This window comes from Arthrobacter sp. 01L42 (assembly GCF_056400005.1).
Window position 1 is genome coordinate 1 of the sequence record NZ_JBFTSL010000032.1, and the last position, 20,513, is coordinate 20,513.

Consider the following 20,513-nt stretch of genomic DNA (forward strand, 5'->3'; position numbering starts at 1 on the left):
CAACACCGCCATCAAACACCTGAAACGGACAGGACGGGGATTCGTCAATAGCCGGAACTACACCACCCGCATTATGCTCAGAAGCGCCGCCAGAACGGCGGCCTGAACATTCACCGCACACCGGAAATCACCACGAACCGGGGAGAGCCCCTTAACGGCATCTCGGCTGGTGTTTGCATTCTGCCCAGCCGGAGCTTCGCAGCAGCGGTGCGCAGGCACATTCCGGATTATCTGCTGCCCGTCGACGTGGGGCCGCGGGTGGTGAAGTACTTCCCCGACCGCGCGGAGCAATCGCGCTCAGCGCCTCGTCTCGTACCTGGTCAGGACCACGCCGCCGGGAAACGTCCGCGTCTCCACCAGATTCAGGTTCACCCAGCTGTCGAGCGAGGTGAAGAACGGAGTGCCGCCGCCCACCACGACCGGATGGGTGACCAGCGCGTATTCGTCGATCAGCCCGGCCCGCATGGCCGCCCCGGCGAGCGTTGCGCCGCCGACGCTCATCGGTCCGCCGTCGCCGGCCTTGAGCCGGGTGATCTCGGCGATCGCGTCGCCGGTGACCAGGCGGGTGTTCCAGTCGACCTTGTCGATCGTCGAGGAGAACACCACCTTCGGCGTGTCCCGCCAGTTCCGCGCGAACTCGATCTCCGCCGGGGTAGCGTTGGGCTGCTGGTCGCCGGTCGGCCAGTAGGAGCTCATGGTCTCCCAGAGCTTGCGGCCGTACAACGACAAGCTGCTGGCCCGCTCCTGGTCGAGCCAGAACTGGAACAGTTCGTCGCTCGGCCCGCCCCAGCTGATGTCGTCGCCGGCCGCGGCGATGTAGCCGTCCAAGGTCAGATTCATGCCGTAGATCAGTTTTCGCACGGCGCCAGCCTTCCGTCTTGTCGTGGTCGAGGGCATCATTGAACTCTGTCGTCCCGCATATGATCGGCAGCATCCTGTCCCTCTTGGAGCCACCGTAACCGCCCATGGTCTGGATGCCATAGCCTTCGGTCCGCGTTTCAACTGAGCTGCCCGATGAGGGGTCGGCTTACGGACACGTTGCGGAGCATCGAAACCCGTCTTGACGTGTCCCACCCAACGATCCTTCACTGGACACCTCCAGTCATCCGGCGCTTCAGGAAAGAGCTAACGAAAGCCGGGGTAGCCCATTCTCACGTCTGTATATGGCGCACGAATCTTGATCGCCGTCCTATGCGGTCAAATATCTGCGTATCAGGACCAGCCAGGTATGTCTGGTGAGGGCGCGAATGAATTGGGAAGTTCCGTGACTTGGTAGAAGCGTTCGGTCTCAGGTTTCCTGTACTTGCTCACGCGGACTGTTTCCAGAGACGGACAGTTCTCCAAGACGTTGAGTGTGCCGTCTTCGGGGAGCACCCCGAAGAGCTCAATGTGCGCCAGAACCGGTAACTCCGTTAGCGGGGCCAGCGATTGAACGATTGTTTTCTTCCCAGATGAGTCCCAACTAGGCAGCGTGCTGAGTCTTATCGTTCTTAGACGTTGCAGTTGACTGAGCGGGCCGAGGTCCGACACGTTAGGCAAGTGCATGATGCTTAGATAATCGAGCCGGCCCAGACCTCCCAAGGACGCCAGGCCCATATCCGGATATGTTGCAATGATAAGGGTCTTCAGATTGACGAATTCCGATAGGCCCGCCAGGGACTTGTATTTGCAGTGCCACACCCGCAGAGCAGTCACTTCAGCTGGGGCCGGATGCGCAGGCAGTGACCGAGCATCGTCTCTCATGAAGTCAGCGATCATCCTGCCACCGTAGTGGAAATATTAGGAAAGCGGCCGGTGAGGGACCGGCTTACGGGCGGTTGCCCAGTATCCGCGCTCGTGGAGACGCCCTTGCTTGGGCAGCAGGCGCAGACTTCCCTTGAAGATGCCTTTGGTATCGGCTTAACTGTTGGCAAAGGGGCGGGAGGCACTTACAAATGACGAGCTCCAGCGCTGAGACTGAATCACAGATGAGGTCCCGAACATGGACATGCTGAACGGCGAGGAGATCGCCGAGGCCAGGCTGACCGACTGGCGCAAGTTGGCCCAGGGACTCCATGCCCGCTACCTGGTCGACGACTTCGGCACCGGTGCACGGTTCGTTACCGCGGTAGGCGAGGCGGGCGATGCGCTCGGACACCACCCGAGCGTGTCGATCGGCAATGGGTACGTCGACCTCAAGATGGTCAGCGCCGACGCCATCTACCGCGACGACGAGGGCACCGAGCACGTCGTCGAATGGGTAACCCAGCAGGACGTCGACCTCGCGCGACGGATCTCCGAGATCGCCGCCGACCACGAGGTCGACGCCGACCCGGCCTCGGTCAGCGTCATCGAGCTCGGTCTCGATACGGCCCACTCCGCGACCATCGCCCCAGTGTGGGCCGCCCTGTTGACCGGGAACGCTGAGGCCCAGGGTCACGGGTCGCCCAGCGACGAGATCCGGGACGCCACAGGGCGTGTACCGAACCTGTGGTTTGGGGACGCCGGTGAGACCCCGAGCCAGCGGTTCCACGTCGAGATCTATGTGGCGCCCGAAGTGGCCGAGCAACGAATCGCCGCTGCCGTCTCCGCGGGCGGGACTGTCGTCGATGACACCGGCGCGCCGTCGCTCACCGTGATCGCCGACCAGGACGGCAACACAGGAGTCCTATGCGTCGCTGAGTCCCCCGCGACGAGAGCTACCTCCTGACTTTCTTCAACTCGTTCCCGAGACAACCCCTGAGGTGGGCGTGACGACTTCGCACGTGATCAAGCCGCTCACGGCCGAGACCTTCCCGGCGTGGCTGGCGCTCGCGCAGAAGCACAACGGGGTCTGGGGTGGGTGCTACTGCTCGTATTTCCACGACGACACGGAGCGCACCGTCAAGAGCGAGTACGACGGGCCGACGTTCAAGCAGAGACTCGTGGCGGAGGGCGTCGCGCACGCCGCGCTCGTCTTCGACGGCGACGACGCGATCGCGTGGTGCGAGTACGGCAGTCCGGTCGAGCTGCCGCGCATCTATCACCGCAAGGAGTACGACGCGGCCGAGACCGAGCCGGCACCGTGGCGCATCACATGCTTCTTCGTCGACCGCGACCACCGACGTTCGGGAGTGGCACGGGAGGCGCTGGATGGCGCGCTCGAGCTGATCGCGCAGGCCGGCGGGGGCGAGGTGGTCTCGTTCCCCAACGAGCTCGCCCCGGGCAAGAGGACGTCGTCCTCATTCCTCCACAACGGTACGAGGGCCATGTTCGAGAAGGCTGGATTCACGTTCGAGCGTCACATCGGCAAGAGCAAGACCGTGATGCGCAAGACGGTCCCGCCGGCCGGCGGCTGACGCTGGGTTCGCACGGGCTGGTCACGACGGCGTCAGGTTCGGCTCGCCGCCCTCTCGATCGCCGCCCTTGAGATCCCGCAACATCGCCGACACTCAGAGTGTTCGAAAACAGGGTCGTCGCCGGGACTCTCCTGAACGAACCCGAGACGCCCCGAACCGTGCGGATATTGGCCGCAAGCCAATCCACGACTAGCGTTGGCCAACAAACCGGACCGATCCCGACACCGACCGCTGACGGTCCCCTTGCGGGCGGCCTGCCTCATAACCCCGGTGCCTCGAAACCCATGCCGCGCATGACGTGGGTTACTTGGCGCAGGCGCCCTGAAGGGCCTTGACGGATTCGGCCGGAACCTGGTCGCCGGAGTCGGCGATCTGGCGCAGCGGGGTGGTGATCTCAGCGGGTGCACCCGCGGCTTCCGCGCTGGTGACAAGACCGCCCAGCAGTTCCTTGTCCTTGGCGCTGACCAGGCCGTTCTTCACGATGGCGCAGGCCTGCTTCTTCACTTCATTGCCGGCCGCCGTCGCAGCCCGTGACGCCCCGTCGTTGACGGCCTTTTCGGTAGCGTCCTGCACTTGCCCACAGCCGGTAAGTCCGATCAAGAAGGCGGCAGCGGCAAGGGCGGCGAGACGTCGTTTCATCCACCCACCCTAACAAGCGCGGCTTGTGCCGGCCTGAGGAAAAAGGGCAAACGCCAGGCCGTAGCCGTGTGGGCACCGGCGCGCATAGGCTCGGTGAGTGGACATCGTCGAGTTCCTGACCGCGCGCATTAGAGAAGACGAAGCCGTCGCCCTAAAGCTGCTCGGCGACCCCACGCTTGCCGTCTCCGGCGAGTGGTATGAACGCCGCCTGCTCCGTGAGTGCGAGGCCAAGCGCCAGCTCATCGGCATCATTGAATCCGCACGCCAGTCCGTGCTGGCCATGTTGGTCAGCCAGGAACCCGCCGAGGCCGGATGGGTGCCGGACGTCATCGAATGGACCACGCTCTCCCTGCACACCCTGGCGCTGCCGTATGCGGACCACCCCGAATTCCAGGCGCACTGGCGGATCACCGGATAGGGCCGTCAGCGGTTAGCTCCTGAGATGATGACGGGTCCCGGAAACCTGCAGGAAATCTCCGCGGCCTACTCTGGTCACACCGCGCCTTCTGCGGTCCGCCAGTCGGCTGGTTCTTGAAGGGATACCGTCATGCACCTCTTGCCCCGTGAGCAGGAAAAGCTCATGATCGTGGTTGCGGCGGATCTCGCCCGCCGCCGCCAGGCGCGCGGACTGAAGCTGAACTTCCCCGAGGCCGTCGCGGTGATCAGCTACGAACTGATCGAGGGCGCCCGGGACGGCCGGACCGTTCCGGAGCTCATGAGCTACGGAACCACCATCCTTGGCCGCGACGAAGTGATGGAGGGCGTGCCGGAAATGATCCACGACGTCCAGATCGAAGCAACCTTCCCGGACGGCACCAAGCTCGTCACCGTTCACGACCCGATCCGTTAGGAGCTTCGATGATTCCGGGAGAATACGTGCTCAGTTCCGCGCCGCTGCTCATCAACGCCGGCCGTGAGGCGGTGGACGTCGCGGTGACCAACACCGGAGACCGGCCCGTCCAGGTGGGCTCGCATTATCACTTTGCCGAAGCCAACTCCGCGCTGCAGTTTGACCGGGCGGCCGCCTACGGCCGCCGGCTGGACATCCCGGCCGGCACGGCCGCGCGGTTCGAACCCGGGGACAGCAGGACCGTCCGGCTGATCGAGCTCGCGGGCAGACGGGAAGTGTACGGCCTCAGCAACGCCGTCAACGGCACACTCCGCAAGAGCGGACTCCCTGTTTCCGAAGGGGAAGGTGACGCAAAGTGAGTTTCGAACTATCCCGCAGGCAGTATGCGGACCTCTACGGCCCGACGACGGGCGACGCCATCCGCCTGGCCGACACGGATCTGTTTCTTGAGATCGAGAAGGACCTTACCGTTTACGGCGAGGAAGTGGTGTTCGGCGGCGGCAAGGTGATCCGCGACGGCATGGGCCAGAACGGCCAGGTGACCCGGGACGGTGACGGTTCCGGCGGTATTGGTTCCGGCAGTACCGATTCCGGCGGCGGAGTCCCGGACACCGTGATCACCAACGTCGTGGTGCTGGACTACACCGGCATCTACAAGGCCGACGTCGCGCTCCGGGACGGCCACATCTTCCGGATCGGCAAGGCCGGCAACCCGCAGATCACCGACGGCGTGGACATCGTGATCGGCGCGAGCACCGAGATCATTGCGGGTGAGCGGAAAATCCTGACCGCCGGCGGGGTGGACTCGCACATCCACTTCATCTCCCCGGACCAGGTCCCTGCCGCCCTGTGCAGCGGCGTGACCACGATGGTCGGCGGCGGCACCGGTCCCGCCGAAGGCACCAAAGCCACAACGGTCACCCCCGGAAAATGGCACATCCAGCGGATGCTGCAGGCCGCCGAAGGGCTGCCCATCAACATCGGCCTGTTCGGCAAGGGCCACGCGTCCGCCGTCGAACCCCTGGCCGAGCAAATCCGCGCCGGCGCGATCGGGCTGAAAGTCCATGAGGACTGGGGCTCCACCACGTCCTCGATCGACACGTCGCTGCAGGTCGCGGACCAGTACGACGTCCAGGTGGCCATCCACACCGACACCCTGAACGAGTGCGGCTTCGTGGAGGACACCATCCGGGCCATCGACGGCCGCGTGATCCACACCTTCCACACCGAAGGCGCCGGCGGCGGCCACGCCCCGGACATCATCAAGATCGCCGGGCTGCCCAACGTCCTGCCGGCGTCCACCAACCCCACCCTGCCGTACACGCGCAACACAATCGAAGAGCACCTGGACATGCTCATGGTCTGCCACCACCTGAACCCGGACATCCCGGAGGACGTGGCATTCGCGGACTCCCGCATCCGCGCCGAGACCATCGCCGCCGAGGACGTCCTGCAGGACCTGGGCATCTTCGCGATCACGTCCTCGGACTCCCAGGCCATGGGCCGGGTGGGCGAGGTGATCATCCGCACCTGGCAGGTGGCGGACAAGATGAAGAAACAGCGCGGTGTACTCAAAGACCCTGCCGGGGGTGCGCACGGGGCCGCGTCAGGCCTGGGCGCCGAGAGCGACAACTTCCGCCTGAAACGCTACGTGGCGAAATACACCATCAACCCGGCCATCGCGCAGGGCATGGCCGACTCCATCGGCTCCGTGGAGGTCGGCAAGTTCGCCGACCTGGTGCTCTGGGACCCCGCGTTCTTCGGAGTGAAGCCGGACCTTGTGCTCAAGGGCGGCCAGATCGCCTACGCCCTCATGGGTGACGCCAACGCCTCCATTCCCACCCCGCAACCGCGCACCATGCGGCCGATGTTCGCCGCCTATGGCAAGGCGCTGCAGCAGTCCTCCATCACCTTCCTCTCCCAGGCCGCCATCGACGCCGGGGTCCCGGCCGAGCTCGGACTGGAGAAGGTCATCCGCCCGGTGTCCGGAATCAGGAACCTCACCAAGGCGGACCTCAAGTACAACGGCGCCACCCCTGATATCGAGGTGGACCCGGAAACGTATCAGGTGAGCGTCGACGGCGAGGACGTCACCTGCGAGCCCTCAGACGTGCTGCCCATGGCGCAGCGCTACTTCCTTTTCTAGGCTTCCAGAGGAGACCACCATGATCATCGAAAAGGTCCTCGGCAACACCCACGACCTCCCTCCCGGTCCGGACCCCTACTTTGGGCTCCACCGCGAGAAGGTGGTGCTGCCCAGCGCCCAGCTGGTCAAACGCATCCAGCGCGTCACCACCGACCACGGGAAGGAACTCGGCATCCGCCTCCCCGCCGGTTCCGGCGACCTGCGCGACGGCGACATCCTGCACGTGGCCGGCACCAACATGATCGTGGTGTCGGTCCTGCCCACCGACGTCCTGGTGATCGCCCCGCGCTCCATCCACGAGATGGGGGTGGTGGCCCACTCCCTGGGCAACCGGCACCTGCAGGCCCAGTTCTTCGACGCTTCCTCGGAGTACGGGGCGGAGGTGATGGTCTGCCAGTACGACCACACCGTGGAGGACTATCTCAAACACGCCGGAGCGCCCTACAACCGCCAGGAACGCGTGATGCCCGTCCCCTTCCGCCATGCCGAACACTCGCACTAGTTTTCTCTTCCGCGGCGGGGGCGCCGCCCCGGATTTGGGGCCGTGCCCGTCCCCAGCCGCTCCCAACTCTCGCAAGCTCGAGTCGGGGCCCTCGCGGCAGTGGGCCCACCGCGGTGCCCACCACACCGCAGCCCCCTTCCCAGCTTCGCGCATTCGGGGGCGGTCGTGACCCAGTACCAGCTTGCGTTGCAGCAGCTGACGGATTCCGCTTTGCCTACCGGGGCGTTTGCTCACTCGCTGGGGTTTGAGACGTATGTGGAGCGCGGGCTGGTGCACGACGAGGAGTCCTTTGGGGTGTGGCTGGCGGCGTTCATTTCACAGCAGCTGACGTACTCGGACGCCCTGGCAATCCGGTTCCTCTATGAGGACGTTCCGGTTGCCGAACTGGATGCGTTGTTGACCGCCCAGTTGTTACCCCGGCAGTTGCGCGAGGCCAGTACCAAGATGGGCGGACGTCTGTTGGAGATCGGCGCCGAGATCTTTCCGTCCGCAGATCTGGCGGAGTACCGGGAGCTGGTGGGTTCCGGCCGTGCCGCCGGGCATCAGCCGCTGGCGTTCGCCGTGGTCGCCCGGTCCCTGAACGTGCCGCTCCCCGAGGCCCTCGCCGCTTACCTGTTCGCCGCGGTGACGTCCTTGACGCAGAACGCCGTCCGGGCGATCCCCCTGGGGCAGAACGCCGGCCAGCGGATCCTGCGGAAGGCGGCCGACGGCGTAGCTGCCGCCGCCGAGCGCTCCAGTCACCTCACGCCTGACGACTTTGGGGCCGTCAGCCCCGGGCTGGAAATTTCGCAAATGCGGCACGAACGCCAGCGCGCCCGCATGTTCATGAGTTAACCGAGCTACACACGAAATATGTCTGGAGAAGAATATGTCTGAGCTCGTCAAAATCGGCATCGGCGGCCCGGTGGGTGCCGGCAAGACCCAGCTCGTGGAGCGGCTCACCCGTCATATGAGCCGGGAGATCTCCATGGCGGCCATCACCAACGATATCTACACAATCGAGGACGCCAGGATTCTCGCCGCCAACGGGATCCTGCCTGTCGACCGGATCATCGGCGTTGAAACCGGCGGCTGCCCGCACACCGCCATCCGCGAAGACACGTCCATGAATACGGCCGCCATCGAGGAGCTGAAGAAGCGGCACCCTGACCTGCAGGTGATTTTCGTGGAATCCGGCGGCGACAACCTCTCCGCAACGTTCAGCCCCGAACTGGTGGACTTTTCCATCTACATCATCGACGTGGCCCAGGGTGAGAAGATCCCGCGCAAGGCCGGCCAGGGCATGATCAAGTCCGATCTGTTCATCATCAACAAGACCGACCTCGCCCCCCACGTCGGCGCGGACCTGGCCGTCATGGAGCGGGACTCCAAGGAATTCCGGGGCGAGAAGCCGTTCTGCTTCACGAACCTCAAGACCGACGAAGGGCTGGACCGCGTGATCGAATGGGTGCGGCGGGACGTCCTGATGCTCGACCTGGCGTCGTGACGGCGATTGTGCGGAGTCCGGCGGCTTCGCCGGATTTGGGGCCGTGCCCGTCCCCAGCCGCTCCCGACTCTCGCAAGCTCGAGTCGGGACCCTCGCGGCAGTGGGCCCCCCGCGGTGCCCGCCACGCCGCGGCCCCAAAATCCGGCCTCGCCGCCTCAGCGGTTAAGTCGCCGATGGGGGAACTGGAACTCGTCGTCGAAAATCGGGGCGGACGTTGTGTCGCCACGCATCAGTTCCATCGGGGGGCTTTGAGGGTTTTGCGGCCGCATTACTTGGATGGCAGCGGGCAGGTTTGTTATGTGCTCGTCAATCCTGGCGGTGCCTATCTGGGCGCTGACCTGTATGTGATTGACGTGGAGGTGGCCGATGGGGCGAAGCTGCTGCTCGCCACGCAGTCGGCCACCAAGATCTACCGGACTCCGGGATCCTTTGCCGAACAGCGGATGCGGCTGCGGCTCGGGGAGGGGGCTCGGCTGGAGCTCGCCCCGGATCAGGTGATCGCCTACCGGGAGGCCAGCTACCGGCAGAATACGCACGTGACGGTGCGGCCGTCGTCGAGCCTCATCATGGTCGAAATTGTGACCCCGGGGTGGTCGCCGGACGGGGCCTCGTTCCGGTACGAGGAGCTGCGGTTGCGGACCGAGATCCGGGTCGAGTCGGAGGCGTCCGTCGGGGAGGCGGGCGGGCTGCTGGCCCTGGACAACGTGCTCATCCGGCCGCCCCTGGGCGATGTGACGGGCCTGGCGTTCATGGAGGGCTTCAGCCATCTGGGGTCGCTGATCGTGGTGGACCCGCGGGTGGACCAAGCCCTTGCCGACGAACTCCACGAGATCACGGCCGGGCTCGGCGCCCATACCGGCATCTCGCTCACCGCCGCCGTGCTGGGAACGGCCGGGCTGGTGCTGAGGTCGCTCTCGAACAGCACGGAGGAACTGAGGTGTGTTCTGGGAGCCGCCACCGCCCTGCTGCGCAAGCGCTGGTACGGCCAGGATCCGCTGGATCTGAGGAAGTACTGATGGCCGGGACCCAGCAGAGGACTGCGCTGCGCCGGCTTCGGGCGCTGACCACCCGGCCGGCGGCCTGATCACAGCCGGCGCGCCCCCTCTGCCGGCAGGACGGCGAAGACATCGGGTGCCTGCAGCCCGCGGGCGGCGAAGCCGGCCAGGACCGCGGACCGGACCTGATCGGCGTCGTCCACTGGAACCAGGGCGATGGAGGAGCCGCCGAACCCGCCGCCGGTCATCCGGGCCCCGATGGCCCCGTTGGCGCGTGCGGTGTCAACGGCGAGGTTCAGTTCCGGGCAGGAGATTTCGAAGTCGTCCCGCATGGAGCGGTGGCTGGCGTCCAGCAGGTCTCCGATTGCCAGCGGCCCATGGGACGTGAGCAGTTCCGCGGTCCGGGCGACCCGTTCGTTCTCGGTGACAATGTGCCGGACCCGGCGGAACGTCACGTCGTCGAGGACGCGCCCGGCCCGCGGCAGATCGGCGGCGTCAAGGTCGCGAAGGGCGCCGACGCCCAGGGCCCGGGCGCCGCGGACGCAGGAGGACCGGCGTTCGGCGTACCCGCCGGTGGCATGGGCGTGCGAGACCTTGGTGTCGATCACCAGGCAGAGAAGCCCGGACTCCTCCAGGCCGAGCGGCACCGGGCGGGAGCTGAGGTCGCGGCAGTCCAGGTAGACCGCGCAGTCCCGGGTGCCGAGCATCGACGCGGACTGATCCATGATCCCGGTGGGGGCGCCGACGACGTTGTTTTCGGCCCGCCGCCCGATGTCCGCCAGTTCGGCCCGGCCCAGGCCCGCTCCGGTGAGGTCGGAGAGGGCCAACGCGACGGCGCATTCCAGGGCGGCGGAGGAGGACAGCCCGGCGCCGACCGGGACATCGGAGGTCACGTACAGGTCGAAGCCCGGCACCGTGATGCCGGCACGTTCCAGCTCCCACGCCACTCCGGCGGGGTACGCGGACCAGCCGGCCGCCTGGTCCGGGGCGAAGGCATCGAGATCGAATTCGACCGGGTCAGCGGCCGCGAACGCCGAGGCCAGCCGCACGGTGCGGTCCGCCCGGGCCGACACGGCCACGGTGGTGGTGCGGTTGATGGCGAACGGCAGGACAAGGCCGTCGTTGTAGTCCGTGTGCTCGCCGATCAGGTTGACCCGTCCCGGCGCCTGCCACACGCCGTCGGCGTCATGGCCGAAGTGGCCGGCAAAGGCGCGGGTCACCGCGTCCGCCAGGGCCGTTCCTGCGGTGTCGGTGGTGGTCATGCCGTTCCTTTCCTGGCGTCCCGGAGCCGGGCCGCAACCTCTTCGGGAGTCGTGTCGTTGATGAAGGCGCCCATGGCGGCCTCGGAGCCGGCCAGGAACTTGAGTTTGTCCGCGGCCCGCCGGGGGGAGGTGAGCTGCAGGTGCAGGTACCCGGACCGGCGCAGCACCGGGTCAAGGGGGGCCTGGTGCCAGGCGCTGATATACGGCGTCGGACTGCCGTAGAGCCTGTCGAGGCGGCCCAGCAGGTCCGGATACAGGACGGCGAGCTCGTCACGCTCGGCGCCGGTCAGCGCTGCGAGGTCCGGAACCTGGCGGTGCGGGACCAGATGGATTTCCAGCGGCCAGCGCGCCGCGAACGGCACGTAGGCGCTGAAAAATTCGCCCTCGAGCACGATCCGGGCGCCGTCGGCACGTTCGCTCGCCAAAATCGCCCCGGTCAGGGTGGCCGTCCCGCCCGCCGCCTCATGGAACTGCCGGGCGGCCGCGGCCATCACCGCGGTCCTCGGCGTGACGTAGGGGTAGGCGTAGATCTGGCCGTGCGGATGGTGCAGTGTCACGCCGATGTCCTGACCGCGGTTCTCGAAACAGAACACCTGCGCCACGCCGGGCAGCGCGCTCAGGGCCTCGGTGCGGTGCGCCCAGGCGTCGATCACGGTGCGCACCCGCCGGGTGCTGAGGGCGGCGAACGTCCCGGTGTGCTCGGGCGTGAAGGCTACGACCTCGCACCGGCCGCCGGCGGTCCCGCGGGTACCCCAGCCCGGCGATGCCGGGACGGCGGCGAGATCCGGACCGAGCGAGGGGAAGCGGTTTTCAAACACGGCGACGTCGTAATCCGCCGGGATCTCCGAGGGCCGCGCGTCGGTGCTCGGGCACAGCGGGCACTCGTCCGCCGGCGGAAGATGCGTCCTGTGTTGCCGGTGCGCGGCGACCGCCACCCATTCCCCGGTCAGCGCGTCGTACCGGATTTCCCCGGACGGGCCGCGCTCGGGAAGGTCGCGGCGGTCCCTTGACGGGCGCTGCAGGGGATGGGAAGTGTCGTCGAAATACAGGAGTTCGCGCCCGTCGGCGAGGCGCGTACTGGTCACCGCGGACACCGACGCCGGGGCGTTGCTGCGGCTGATGATGCTGGTCATGGGGTTCCTTCGAGAGTGAGGGGACGTGCGGTGCCCGACCCGGAAGCAGGGGGCGGGACCGGACGGTCAGAGGGCCTGGACGTGGAGGAGCAGGGCGTGCTCCGGGTTCAGGACCGGCAGGGGCAGGCCGACGTGCTGCAGGAAGGCGCCGGTGGCAACGGCCCCGTCTTCCAGCCAGGCCGGCGGCCGGATCTGGGTGAAGGTGTGCGCGTAGTCGCCGTCGAGAAGGGTAGGCAGTTCGGCCCGGACGCGGTAGTTCCGCTTCGGGTCAAGGCCCGGCAGTGAGGCCAGTCCGGGGACTTCAGCCGGGGCGGAGGCCAGGGACACTGCAGCGAACAGGGCCTCGCCGGCGTCGTGCGCAACTACACCGTGGACGCTCAGGGTGGGCTCGGCGGTGTCTGCGTTGACGCGCTTGCCGGAGTGGAGCAGTGCGCGGTGGCGCTTGTAGAGCGCGATGGCGCGGCGCAGCGTGGCCCGTTCCTCGTCCGTGGCTGCGCGGATGTCCCACTCCATGCCGAAATGGCCAAAGAGGGCGGTGATGGCGCGGAAGGAGATGTCGTGGGTGCGGGCCGTGGTGTGCGAGGTGGTGGGGCCGATATGTGATCCGACGAGTTCGGGGGGGAGGACGGCCTGGGTCCAGCGCTGGATGGTCTGGCGCTCCAGGGCATCGTTGCAGTCCGAGGCCCACACCCGGTCGGTGCGCTGCAGGATGCCGAGATCCACGCGGGCCCCGCCGGAGGAGCAGCTTTCAATCTCCACGTCCGGGTGGGATGCCTTGAGCGCGTCGAAGAGACGGTACGCGGCCAGCGTCTGCTCATGGACGGACGGCCGGCCGCCGCGGCCGTGCTCGGTGAGGTCGCGGTTCTGGTCCCATTTGAGGTAGGCGATGCTGTTCTCGCGCAACAGGGCATCGAGGCGGCCGTATATGTATTGCCAGGCCTCCGGGTTGGCGAGGTCCAGGACGTGCTGATGGCGCCAGGCGTGCGGAAGCCGGCCGCCGTCCTTGTGGGAAAGCAGCGACGGGCCCACGATCCAGTCCGGGTGCTCGCGCGCGACGTCGGAGTCCAGGTTGACCATCTCCGGCTCCACCCACAGCCCGAACTCCATGCCGTGGCCGGTGACCGCGTCGATCAGCGGAGTCAGGCCCTCGGGCCACAGGCTCTCGTCGACATACCAGTCGCCAAGGCCCGCGTGATCATCGCGGCGGCCGCGGAACCAGCCGTCGTCGAGGACGAAGCGTTCCACGCCGAGCCCGGCGGCCGCTTCGGCGAGTTCGAGCAGCGGCTCGAGGCTGTGGTCGAAGTAGACGGCTTCCCAGGTGTTCAGCACCACCGGGCGGACCCGGCCGGAGGTGGTGTCCACATGCTGCGGCCGGGCACGGAACCAGTGGTAGAAGGCCTCGGTGATGCCGTCCAGGCCGCGGCCGGAGTAGGCGGCATAGAGCGACGGCGTCCGGTAGCTGCCGCCGGGGCGCAGCACCACTTCGGCGGAGCCGAGCAGCTCGGCGGCACCGAGCATGCGCCGGCCGTCCGCGAGGCTGTCGAGGTACTGCTCGTGGTTGCCGCTCCAGCCCAGGTGCGTGGCCCAGACCTGGCCTGTGCGGTTGGCGAAGCCGGCGGTCCCGGCTGCCACCAGCAGGGACGAGTCGTGGCCGGTCCGGCCGTGCCGGCCGGTGCGGACCCAGGTGCCCTGCTGGACGGCGTGCCGCTGCGGGTGGTTTTCGCGGCACCAGCGCCCGGTGAGGTCGAGCAGTTCCGTGGCGTCCCGCGGCACCGGCAGCACCGTGGCGAGTTCGTCGAGCTGGTATTCGGCCGTGCCGCTGTTGGTCAGCGTGTGAGCCAGCTCCAGAAGGCCGCCGGGGTGCAGGGTGAGTTCGGAACTGACCTCGAGTCCGGCCTCGGAGTCCCGGTGGATGATCACCACGGTGCGGCCGCCGTCCTGCATCTGGGCGGCAACGACCCGCAGGGCCGGCGAGAAGTCCAGGCCGGGGCCGCCGTCGGCGTTCCGGTGCCCGCGCAGGCCCGGCCGCCCGGCCCAGCCGGAGGAGGCCTGCGGGAGCAGTCCGGCGGTGACGGGGAGGTCGAGGGCGGAGTGCGGGACGGGCCCGCGGAGGATCGCCAGATCGGGGAGGTGTTCGCCGAGGTCGGCGCCCCAGTGGACGATCTCGGCCTCGCCGGTGTCGAAGGCCAGCAGGACGCTGGTGCCGGCAGAACGCAGGTGCACGGGGTGCATGGGGATTCGCTTTCGGTAGTGCGGAAGTCAGGTGCTGGTGCGCGGGATCCCGGGTTGAGGACCCCGCGCACCGGGCGCCGCCGTGGCGGGCGGCTGTGGCTTCAAAGGCTTACTTGAAGAGGGCGTTGACCTGGTTGTTGGCGTCGGTGAGGGAGCTGGCAGGCTTCTTGCCGGAGAGGACGGCGTCCATGGCCGGCTTCATGATGCCGTCCACCTTGGCTGCCTTATCCGCGATCGGGAACAGGAACGTGGTTCCTTCCTTGACGTGGGTGGTGAAGGCGGAGACGTCGGTGCCCTTGGCCTTGAACGCTTCGGCTGCCTTCTCGGAGGAGCTGGTGAGAGCAGGGAACACGACGCCCTTGGAGGCTACGACGTCCTGGCAGGAGGTGGAGGCGAGGTATTCGACCCACTTGATCGAGGCTGCCGGGTTCTTGGTGCCGGCCCAGACGGAGTCGGCCAGGCCGTTGAACATGCTGGCGCGCTTGCCTTCGGGGCCCTTCGGGGTGGGGGCGAACGCGGTCTTCACGCCCTTGTAGCTCTTGTACTGGCCGATCAGCCAGTCACCCGTGGTGTTGATGGCAGCCTTGCCGGCGCCGAAGTTGTCCGCCAGGCTGGCGCCGACGGTGGTCTCGAGCTTGGGCATGTAGCCCTTCTCGGTCAGTCCGGCCCACCAGGCGATGGTCTCCTGGAACTTGGGGTCGTCGTAGTTGAACTTGGTGCCCCAGGGGTTCTTGTCCGTGGCGCTCCAGCCGGTGGTGGCGCTGAGGAAGCTCCACTCGGTCTGGCCCTGCCCGGAGCCGCTGCCGGCCAGGCCGAGTCCGTAGACGGCCACCTTGTTCTTGTCGAAACCTGCCTCGTCGCCGCGCACGCCGTTCTTGTCCACGGTCAGGTGCGCGATCGCCTTTTCGTAGCTGCCGCCGTCCTGCGGGTTCCAGTCCAGGTTGGCCATCTGCTCGGCGGTCAGGCCCGCGGAGTCCGTCATGGCCGTGTTGTAGAAGAGGCCCACGGTGTCCCAGTCCTTGGGCAGTCCGTAGCGCTTGCCGTCCTGGCCCACCCAGAGCTCGGCGAGTCCCTTGGTGTAGCTCTCCAGCTTGATGCCGTCCTTGGCCACCGCCTCGTCGAGGGCGAGCAGCTGCTTCTTCGCGGCGTACTCGGGGTACTTCGAGAGGTGGTTGGTGAAGACGTCGGGGGCGGTGCCGGCGACGAAGCCGTTGGTCAGCGTGGTCCAGTAGTCATCCCAGCCGCGCTGGGTGATCTTGACCTTGATGTCCGGGTTGGCCTTGTGGAAGTCATCGGCGCACTGCTGGTAGGCCGGGAGCTGGTTGGCGTCCCACAGCCAGTAGTTGATTTCGCCCTTGGCCTCGGTGGAGGCCGGGGCGGACCCGCCGCAGGCGGAGAGGGAGATGGCGATGGCTGCAGCGGCAGCGACGGCGCCGAGGGTCTTCTTCATGGTGGACCTTTCATGGAAGTGCTTCTTTGAGGGGAATGCTTGTTGACGGGGCACTGCGGGTTGGGCCGGGGTTACTTGATGCCGGAGAAGCCGATGGAGTTGACCACCCGCTTGCCGAAGGCGATGAAGAGCAGGAGGACGGGCAGGGCCGCGATCAGGGTGGCGGCCATCAGGCCGGACCAGTCGGGGGCGCCCTGCGGGGACTGGGACTTGAAGACGCCCAGGCCCACGGTGAGGACGCGGACGCTTTCGTCCTGGCCCACCAGCAGCGGCCAGAAGTACTCGTTCCACTGGCCGATGAAGGTCAGCAGCGCCAGGGTGGCCAGGGGGGCCGCGGCGTTCGGGAGCACGATCTGGAAGAAGATCCGCACGTGCTTGGCGCCGTCGAGCATGGCGGCCTCTTCCACCTCGCGGGACATGGAGAGGAAGAACTGGCGCAGGAAGAAGATGGCGAAGGGGGTCATGAACAGGAACGGCACGGCCAGACCGGCGAAGGTGTTGAGCAGGCCGAGGTTCTTGATCATCAGGAAGTTGGGCAGGGCTGTGAAGATCGGCGGGACCATCATGGTGGCCAGGAACAGGCCGAACACCACGTTCCGGCCCGGCCAGCGCAGCCGGGAGAAGGCGTAGGCGGCCATCGCGCTGAAGAAGACCTGCCCGGCGGTGGTGACGGTGGCGAAGATGACGGAGTTCCGCAGGTACAGCCAGAAATTGATGGCGGCGCCGGAGCCGCCCTCGGCGATTGCTTCCTCGGGGCTCTGCAGCCCCAGGACCCGCTTGAAGGCGCCGAGGCTGAAGTCGGCCGGCAGCAGGTTGCTGGCGTTCGAGGCCAGGGAGGCATTGCTGGACAGTGCGGTGCGGAGCATCCAGAGGAACGGCGCGATCGTCACGGCGACGGCGATGGCGACGAGGGTCCAGGCGCCGACGCGGCGCCAGCTGACCGGTTTCCTGGGAGGGGGGACGCTGGAGGCGGGCTTCTTACGGGAAGGGGCGGAGGTAGTCATGGCTGGGGTTCCTTAGTCCAGATCCGATTCGTTGCCCTTGAGGAACTTCATCTGGACGAAGGCCACAAGAGCGAGAATGACGAAGAGAATGACGGACAGGGCCGAGGCGTAGCCGAAGTCGGATTCACCGAAGGCCTTCTGGTAGATGTACATCTGGATCACGCGGGAAGCATTGATCGGGCCGCCGCCCGTGGTCACAGCCACGGTGTCGAAGACCTGGAAGGAGCCGATCACGGTGACCACCAGGACCAGCACCAGCACTGGGCGCAGGAGCGGCATCGTGATGCTCCAGAAGGTCCGGGTCGGGGAGGCGCCGTCGAGCGAGGCGACCTCGTACACGTGGTTGGGAATGGACTGCAGGCCGGCGAAGATCAGCAGGGCGGTGTAGCCCATGTGGCGCCAGACGTTGACGCCGGCGATGGTGGGAATGGCCCATTGCTCGCTGCCGAAGAAGGCGATGCGCGGCAGGCCCATCCAGTTGATGATTTCGTTGACGATGCCGAGTTGGTAGTCGAGCATCCAGAACCACAACAGCGCGACGATCACGTTCGCCACAAGGAAGGGCAGCAGCAGGGCGCCGCGGATAAGCGTGGACTTGGCGACGTTGTGCATCAGCAGGGCAAGTCCGAGCGCGATCGCGGTCTGGAAGCCGATGTTCAGTGCCACGTACTGGACCGTCACGGCCATGGCGTTCCAGAAGAGATCGTCCGCGAAGATCGCGGTGTAGTTTTTGGTGCCGATCCAGGTGGGATCGCCCAAAACGCTGTACTCGGTGAAGCTGAGGTAGACGCCGCGGATGCTCGGCACCAGGTAGAAGGCAACGAAGCCGAGCAAGGCCGGGGCGATGAAGAGAAGGGCGACCCTCAGGTCGCTGCGGGTTCGGCGCCGGCCGCGGGGGGCAGCATTGCCCGTTCCCGTGCCGGGCGCCTTGCGGGCCGGAACGGCTCCGCGGGCAGTTGTGGTGGTCATTGGTGGGTCCTCCGCAGTTACGTGGATGCTGTGACGTGGATTACAACTGAGGCCTGAATCTACACGAGTAACTTTCTTATGCGCAAGCGTTTCTTTTATGTTTCCGGGAGGAATCTTTCTGCTCATCTTCTGCTATTGACTCGAGTAGAAACTGGTGTAAAACTTGCGTGCATGACTTTCTCACTAGGCATTGTCGGCGCCGGACAGTTCGCAGGCGCCTTCGCCAAACTCTTCGACGCCCATCCCGCGATTTCAGAAGTCCATGTCACGGACGTCCTGCCGGAACGGGCCGAGGCCCTCCGGGAGCGGCTCGGCCTGGCGGGGACCTATCCCAGCTTTGAGGCCATGCTCGACGGCGGCCTCGACGCCGTGGCGATCTTCACCCAGCGCTGGACGCACGGGCCGCTGGTGCTGCAGGCGCTCCGGGCGGGCAAGCATGTGTATTCGGCAGTGCCGATGGCCATCAGCGAGGACGAGATCGCCCGGATCATCGAGGCTGTCCGGGAGACGGGCCTGACCTACATGATGGGCGAGACAAGCTACTACAACCCCGCCACCGTCTATGCCCGCAAGCGCAAGGCTGAAGGCGCCTTTGGCCGCATCTTCTACGCCGAGGGCGACTACGTCCACGACATGGATCTCGGCTTCTACGAGGCCTACCAGTACAGCGGCGGGGAGGACTGGAAACGCACCGCCAGCTACCCGCCCATGCTGTATCCGACTCACTCCACCGGCGGGGTACTGGGCGCGATCGGCGGCCATGCCGTCAGCGTCAGCTGCATTGGCGTCCCCGACGAGCGCGGGGACGGTGTGTTCGACAAGGACGTCAGCATGTTCGGCAACGACTTCTCCAATGCCACCGCGCTGTTCGAGCTTTCAACCGGCGGGTCCATGCGCATCAACGAGATGCGCCGCGTCGGCTACCCCTCCCACCTGCGCGAAAGCCGCTTCCGGTACTTCGGCACGGACGCCAGCTTCGAGCAGCTGGCCACGGTCAGTGTGTGGCAGGACAAGGAGTCCGTGACCGACGTCAGCGCGGAACTGGCCACCGGGGCCACGCTGGCTGCCGACGATCCTTCGCTGGCCAGTGTCGCACCGGCACTGCGGGACGCCTTCAGCTCCGGAATGGCACCCGTGCATGACGCCGGCCGGCTTCCGGCCGAGTTCCGCGGACTTCACAACGGGCACGAGGGCAGCCACCACTTCCTGGTGGACGACTTTGCCACGGCCGTCGACACGGGAACGCTCCCGCCCGTCAACGCCTGGGAAGCCGCCCGCTACACGCTGCCGGGGATCGTGGCGCACGAGTCCGCCCTCCGCGGCGGGGAGCGGTTGCCCGTGCCGGACCACGGCGACGCCCCCGTCCTGCTGCCTGCGCAGGGAACCAACGAGGAAGGCTTAGCCGGGGAACTCCGGCGGTAGCATGGTCACTGTGCCACACTCGCCCGCCTCCGCCAGGCCCACGATCACCCGAAAAGACGTGGCCAGGCTGGCGGGCGTCAGCACCGCCGTCGTCAGCTATGTGGTGAACGGCGGCCCCAAGCGGGTCTCCCCGGTGACCGCTGCGAAAGTCCGCGAGGCCATCAGCGCCCTGGGGTACCGTCCGAACGCCGCGGCGAGGGCACTGAAACTTGGCTCCAGCGAGATGCTCGGCATGGTGGTCCCGGACACCACCAACCCCTTCTTCGCCACTTTGGCCCGCGCCGTGGAGGAAGCCGCGGCGGCGCGCGGCTATGCCCTGCTGCTGGCGAACTCGGGCGGATCGGCGGCCAATGAGCGGCGCCAGGTCAGGAACCTCGCGAGCCGCCGCGTTGACGGGGTCTTCCTCTCCAGCGTGCTGTTCGAACCCGACCTGACCGAGCTGGAGCATTCGGAGATCCCCGCCGTGCTGCTCAACCACAGCACCGAGGTGCCGGGCTTCAACTCGGTCGGCGTGGAGCTGCTGGAAGGCTCCCGGCGTGCCGTCGAGCACCTGGTGGGCCACGGCCACCGCAACATCGCACTGGTCATGGGCATGAACGCCGGCAATGATCTCGATGCCCGCGAGGTCGGGTGGCAGCAGGGGCTCGCGGAGGCCGGCCTCCCGGAAGGACCCATTCTGCGCTGTGACTTCGACCGGCAGGGCGGCTACCGGGCCGGGCAGCGGCTGCTCGCGGCCGCGGACCGACCCACCGCCGTGTTCGTCAGTTCCGACCTGCAGGCCGTCGGCCTGCTGCGCGCCGTGTCCGAGGCCGGGCTGCGGGTCCCCGAGGACCTGGCGGTCTTCTCCTTCGACGGCTCGGCTGAGGCGGAGTTCAGCTGGCCGCCGTTGAGCACGGTCGCGCAGCCCGTCCAGGCCATGGCCGAGGCCGCCGTCGAAGCGCTCATTGGCTTTGACGGCGTGTCTCCCACCCGGAACAGGATCTTCCCCGTGGACCTGGTCCTGCGCGCGTCCTGCGGCTGCGCGCCGGTGCCTGCCGCGCCGGCCGGGTAGGGTCCCCGCCGGGCACGTCGTTGCGGTTCCGGGCGTCGTTCCCTGCGGGCATCAC

At 67.1% G+C, this 20,513-nt stretch carries 21 protein-coding genes; 12 read left to right on the forward strand and 9 right to left on the reverse strand.

Translation table 11 applies throughout. The annotated features are described in order from the left end of the window. Positions 1 to 297 precede the first annotated feature (297 nt). Entirely contained in the window at positions 298 to 861 is a 564-nt protein-coding gene (locus AC1DN2_RS20515) for a dihydrofolate reductase family protein (protein ID WP_476851760.1), read from the reverse strand. A gap of 351 nt (positions 862 to 1,212) precedes the next feature. Further along, positions 1,213 to 1,758 carry a hypothetical protein gene (locus tag AC1DN2_RS20520; protein WP_476851761.1) on the reverse strand — a complete coding sequence of 182 codons (546 nt, stop codon included), beginning with the start codon at positions 1,756 to 1,758 and terminating at the stop codon, positions 1,213 to 1,215. Between the two features lie 223 nt (positions 1,759 to 1,981). Between AC1DN2_RS20520 and AC1DN2_RS20525 the strand changes: the two genes are divergently transcribed. Together AC1DN2_RS20525 and AC1DN2_RS20530 are read left to right on the forward strand one after the other, a co-directional pair. Beyond that, on the forward strand, positions 1,982 to 2,689 hold the full coding sequence (locus tag AC1DN2_RS20525; RefSeq protein ID WP_476851762.1) for a VOC family protein: 708 nt from the start codon (positions 1,982 to 1,984) through the stop codon (positions 2,687 to 2,689). 34 nt (positions 2,690 to 2,723) lie between these two features. Beyond that, positions 2,724 to 3,317 carry a GNAT family N-acetyltransferase gene (locus tag AC1DN2_RS20530; protein ID WP_476851763.1) on the forward strand — a complete coding sequence of 198 codons (594 nt, stop codon included), beginning with the start codon at positions 2,724 to 2,726 and terminating at the stop codon, positions 3,315 to 3,317. Between the two features lie 303 nt (positions 3,318 to 3,620). On the opposite strand, the gene AC1DN2_RS20535 is transcribed toward AC1DN2_RS20530, so the two are convergent. After that, a complete protein-coding gene (locus tag AC1DN2_RS20535; RefSeq protein WP_476851764.1) occupies positions 3,621 to 3,956 on the reverse strand; it encodes a hypothetical protein in 336 nt (111 codons plus the stop codon). Between the two features lie 97 nt (positions 3,957 to 4,053). On the opposite strand from AC1DN2_RS20535, the gene AC1DN2_RS20540 reads away from it, so the two are divergent. From AC1DN2_RS20540 to AC1DN2_RS20575, 8 genes are all read left to right on the forward strand, one after another. Beyond that, entirely contained in the window at positions 4,054 to 4,374 is a 321-nt protein-coding gene (locus AC1DN2_RS20540; RefSeq protein ID WP_230010922.1) for a DUF6221 family protein, read from the forward strand. Between the two features lie 129 nt (positions 4,375 to 4,503). After that, positions 4,504 to 4,806: an urease subunit gamma gene (locus AC1DN2_RS20545; protein ID WP_223914842.1), complete on the forward strand. Its 303-nt coding sequence runs from the start codon at positions 4,504 to 4,506 to the stop codon at positions 4,804 to 4,806. An 8-nt stretch (positions 4,807 to 4,814) separates the two neighbouring features. Continuing rightward, the gene (locus AC1DN2_RS20550) at positions 4,815 to 5,165 is read left to right on the forward strand and encodes an urease subunit beta (protein WP_476851765.1); all 351 of its coding nucleotides are present in this window, start codon (positions 4,815 to 4,817) and stop codon (positions 5,163 to 5,165) included. After that, positions 5,162 to 6,952 (forward strand): urease subunit alpha, encoded by a 1,791-nt coding sequence (gene ureC / locus AC1DN2_RS20555; RefSeq protein ID WP_476851766.1) that lies wholly within the window; start codon positions 5,162 to 5,164, stop codon positions 6,950 to 6,952. Before AC1DN2_RS20550 ends, ureC begins: the two co-directional genes overlap by 4 nt. A 19-nt stretch (positions 6,953 to 6,971) precedes the next feature. Next, positions 6,972 to 7,454, forward strand: coding sequence for an urease accessory protein UreE (ureE, locus tag AC1DN2_RS20560; protein WP_476851767.1), 483 nt, complete (start codon positions 6,972 to 6,974; stop codon positions 7,452 to 7,454). A 165-nt stretch (positions 7,455 to 7,619) separates the two neighbouring features. Continuing rightward, positions 7,620 to 8,288, forward strand: a complete 669-nt coding sequence (locus tag AC1DN2_RS20565) for an urease accessory protein UreF (RefSeq protein ID WP_476851768.1) — start codon at positions 7,620 to 7,622, stop codon at positions 8,286 to 8,288. A 34-nt stretch (positions 8,289 to 8,322) separates the two neighbouring features. Then, complete coding sequence (gene ureG, locus AC1DN2_RS20570) at positions 8,323 to 8,940, forward strand: urease accessory protein UreG (RefSeq protein WP_476851769.1); 618 nt, start codon at positions 8,323 to 8,325, stop codon at positions 8,938 to 8,940. Positions 8,941 to 9,239: 299 nt separating this feature from the next. Continuing rightward, positions 9,240 to 9,956, forward strand: a complete 717-nt coding sequence (locus tag AC1DN2_RS20575; RefSeq protein WP_476851770.1) for an urease accessory protein UreD — start codon at positions 9,240 to 9,242, stop codon at positions 9,954 to 9,956. A gap of 68 nt (positions 9,957 to 10,024) precedes the next feature. Here the strand turns inward: AC1DN2_RS20575 and galK are convergent, their stop codons facing one another. From galK to AC1DN2_RS20605, 6 genes are all read right to left on the reverse strand, one after another. After that, positions 10,025 to 11,197, reverse strand: coding sequence for a galactokinase (gene galK, locus AC1DN2_RS20580; RefSeq protein WP_476851771.1), 1,173 nt, complete (start codon positions 11,195 to 11,197; stop codon positions 10,025 to 10,027). Next, complete coding sequence (galT, locus tag AC1DN2_RS20585; RefSeq protein WP_476851790.1) at positions 11,194 to 12,291, reverse strand: galactose-1-phosphate uridylyltransferase; 1,098 nt, start codon at positions 12,289 to 12,291, stop codon at positions 11,194 to 11,196. Before galT ends, galK begins: the two co-directional genes overlap by 4 nt. A gap of 105 nt (positions 12,292 to 12,396) precedes the next feature. Further along, positions 12,397 to 14,562, reverse strand: coding sequence for an alpha-galactosidase (locus AC1DN2_RS20590; protein WP_476851772.1), 2,166 nt, complete (start codon positions 14,560 to 14,562; stop codon positions 12,397 to 12,399). 109 nt (positions 14,563 to 14,671) lie between these two features. Continuing rightward, a complete protein-coding gene (locus AC1DN2_RS20595; RefSeq protein ID WP_476851773.1) occupies positions 14,672 to 16,012 on the reverse strand; it encodes an ABC transporter substrate-binding protein in 1,341 nt (446 codons plus the stop codon). Between the two features lie 71 nt (positions 16,013 to 16,083). After that, a complete protein-coding gene (locus tag AC1DN2_RS20600; protein ID WP_476851774.1) occupies positions 16,084 to 17,016 on the reverse strand; it encodes a carbohydrate ABC transporter permease in 933 nt (310 codons plus the stop codon). A gap of 12 nt (positions 17,017 to 17,028) precedes the next feature. Then, on the reverse strand, positions 17,029 to 17,985 hold the full coding sequence (locus tag AC1DN2_RS20605) for a carbohydrate ABC transporter permease (protein WP_476851775.1): 957 nt from the start codon (positions 17,983 to 17,985) through the stop codon (positions 17,029 to 17,031). 171 nt (positions 17,986 to 18,156) lie between these two features. On the opposite strand from AC1DN2_RS20605, the gene AC1DN2_RS20610 reads away from it, so the two are divergent. Together AC1DN2_RS20610 and AC1DN2_RS20615 are read left to right on the forward strand one after the other, a co-directional pair. Then, positions 18,157 to 19,407 carry a Gfo/Idh/MocA family protein gene (locus tag AC1DN2_RS20610; RefSeq protein ID WP_476851776.1) on the forward strand — a complete coding sequence of 417 codons (1,251 nt, stop codon included), beginning with the start codon at positions 18,157 to 18,159 and terminating at the stop codon, positions 19,405 to 19,407. A 1-nt stretch (position 19,408) separates the two neighbouring features. Then, positions 19,409 to 20,458, forward strand: coding sequence for a LacI family DNA-binding transcriptional regulator (locus AC1DN2_RS20615; RefSeq protein ID WP_476851777.1), 1,050 nt, complete (start codon positions 19,409 to 19,411; stop codon positions 20,456 to 20,458). Positions 20,459 to 20,513: the final 55 nt, after the last annotated feature.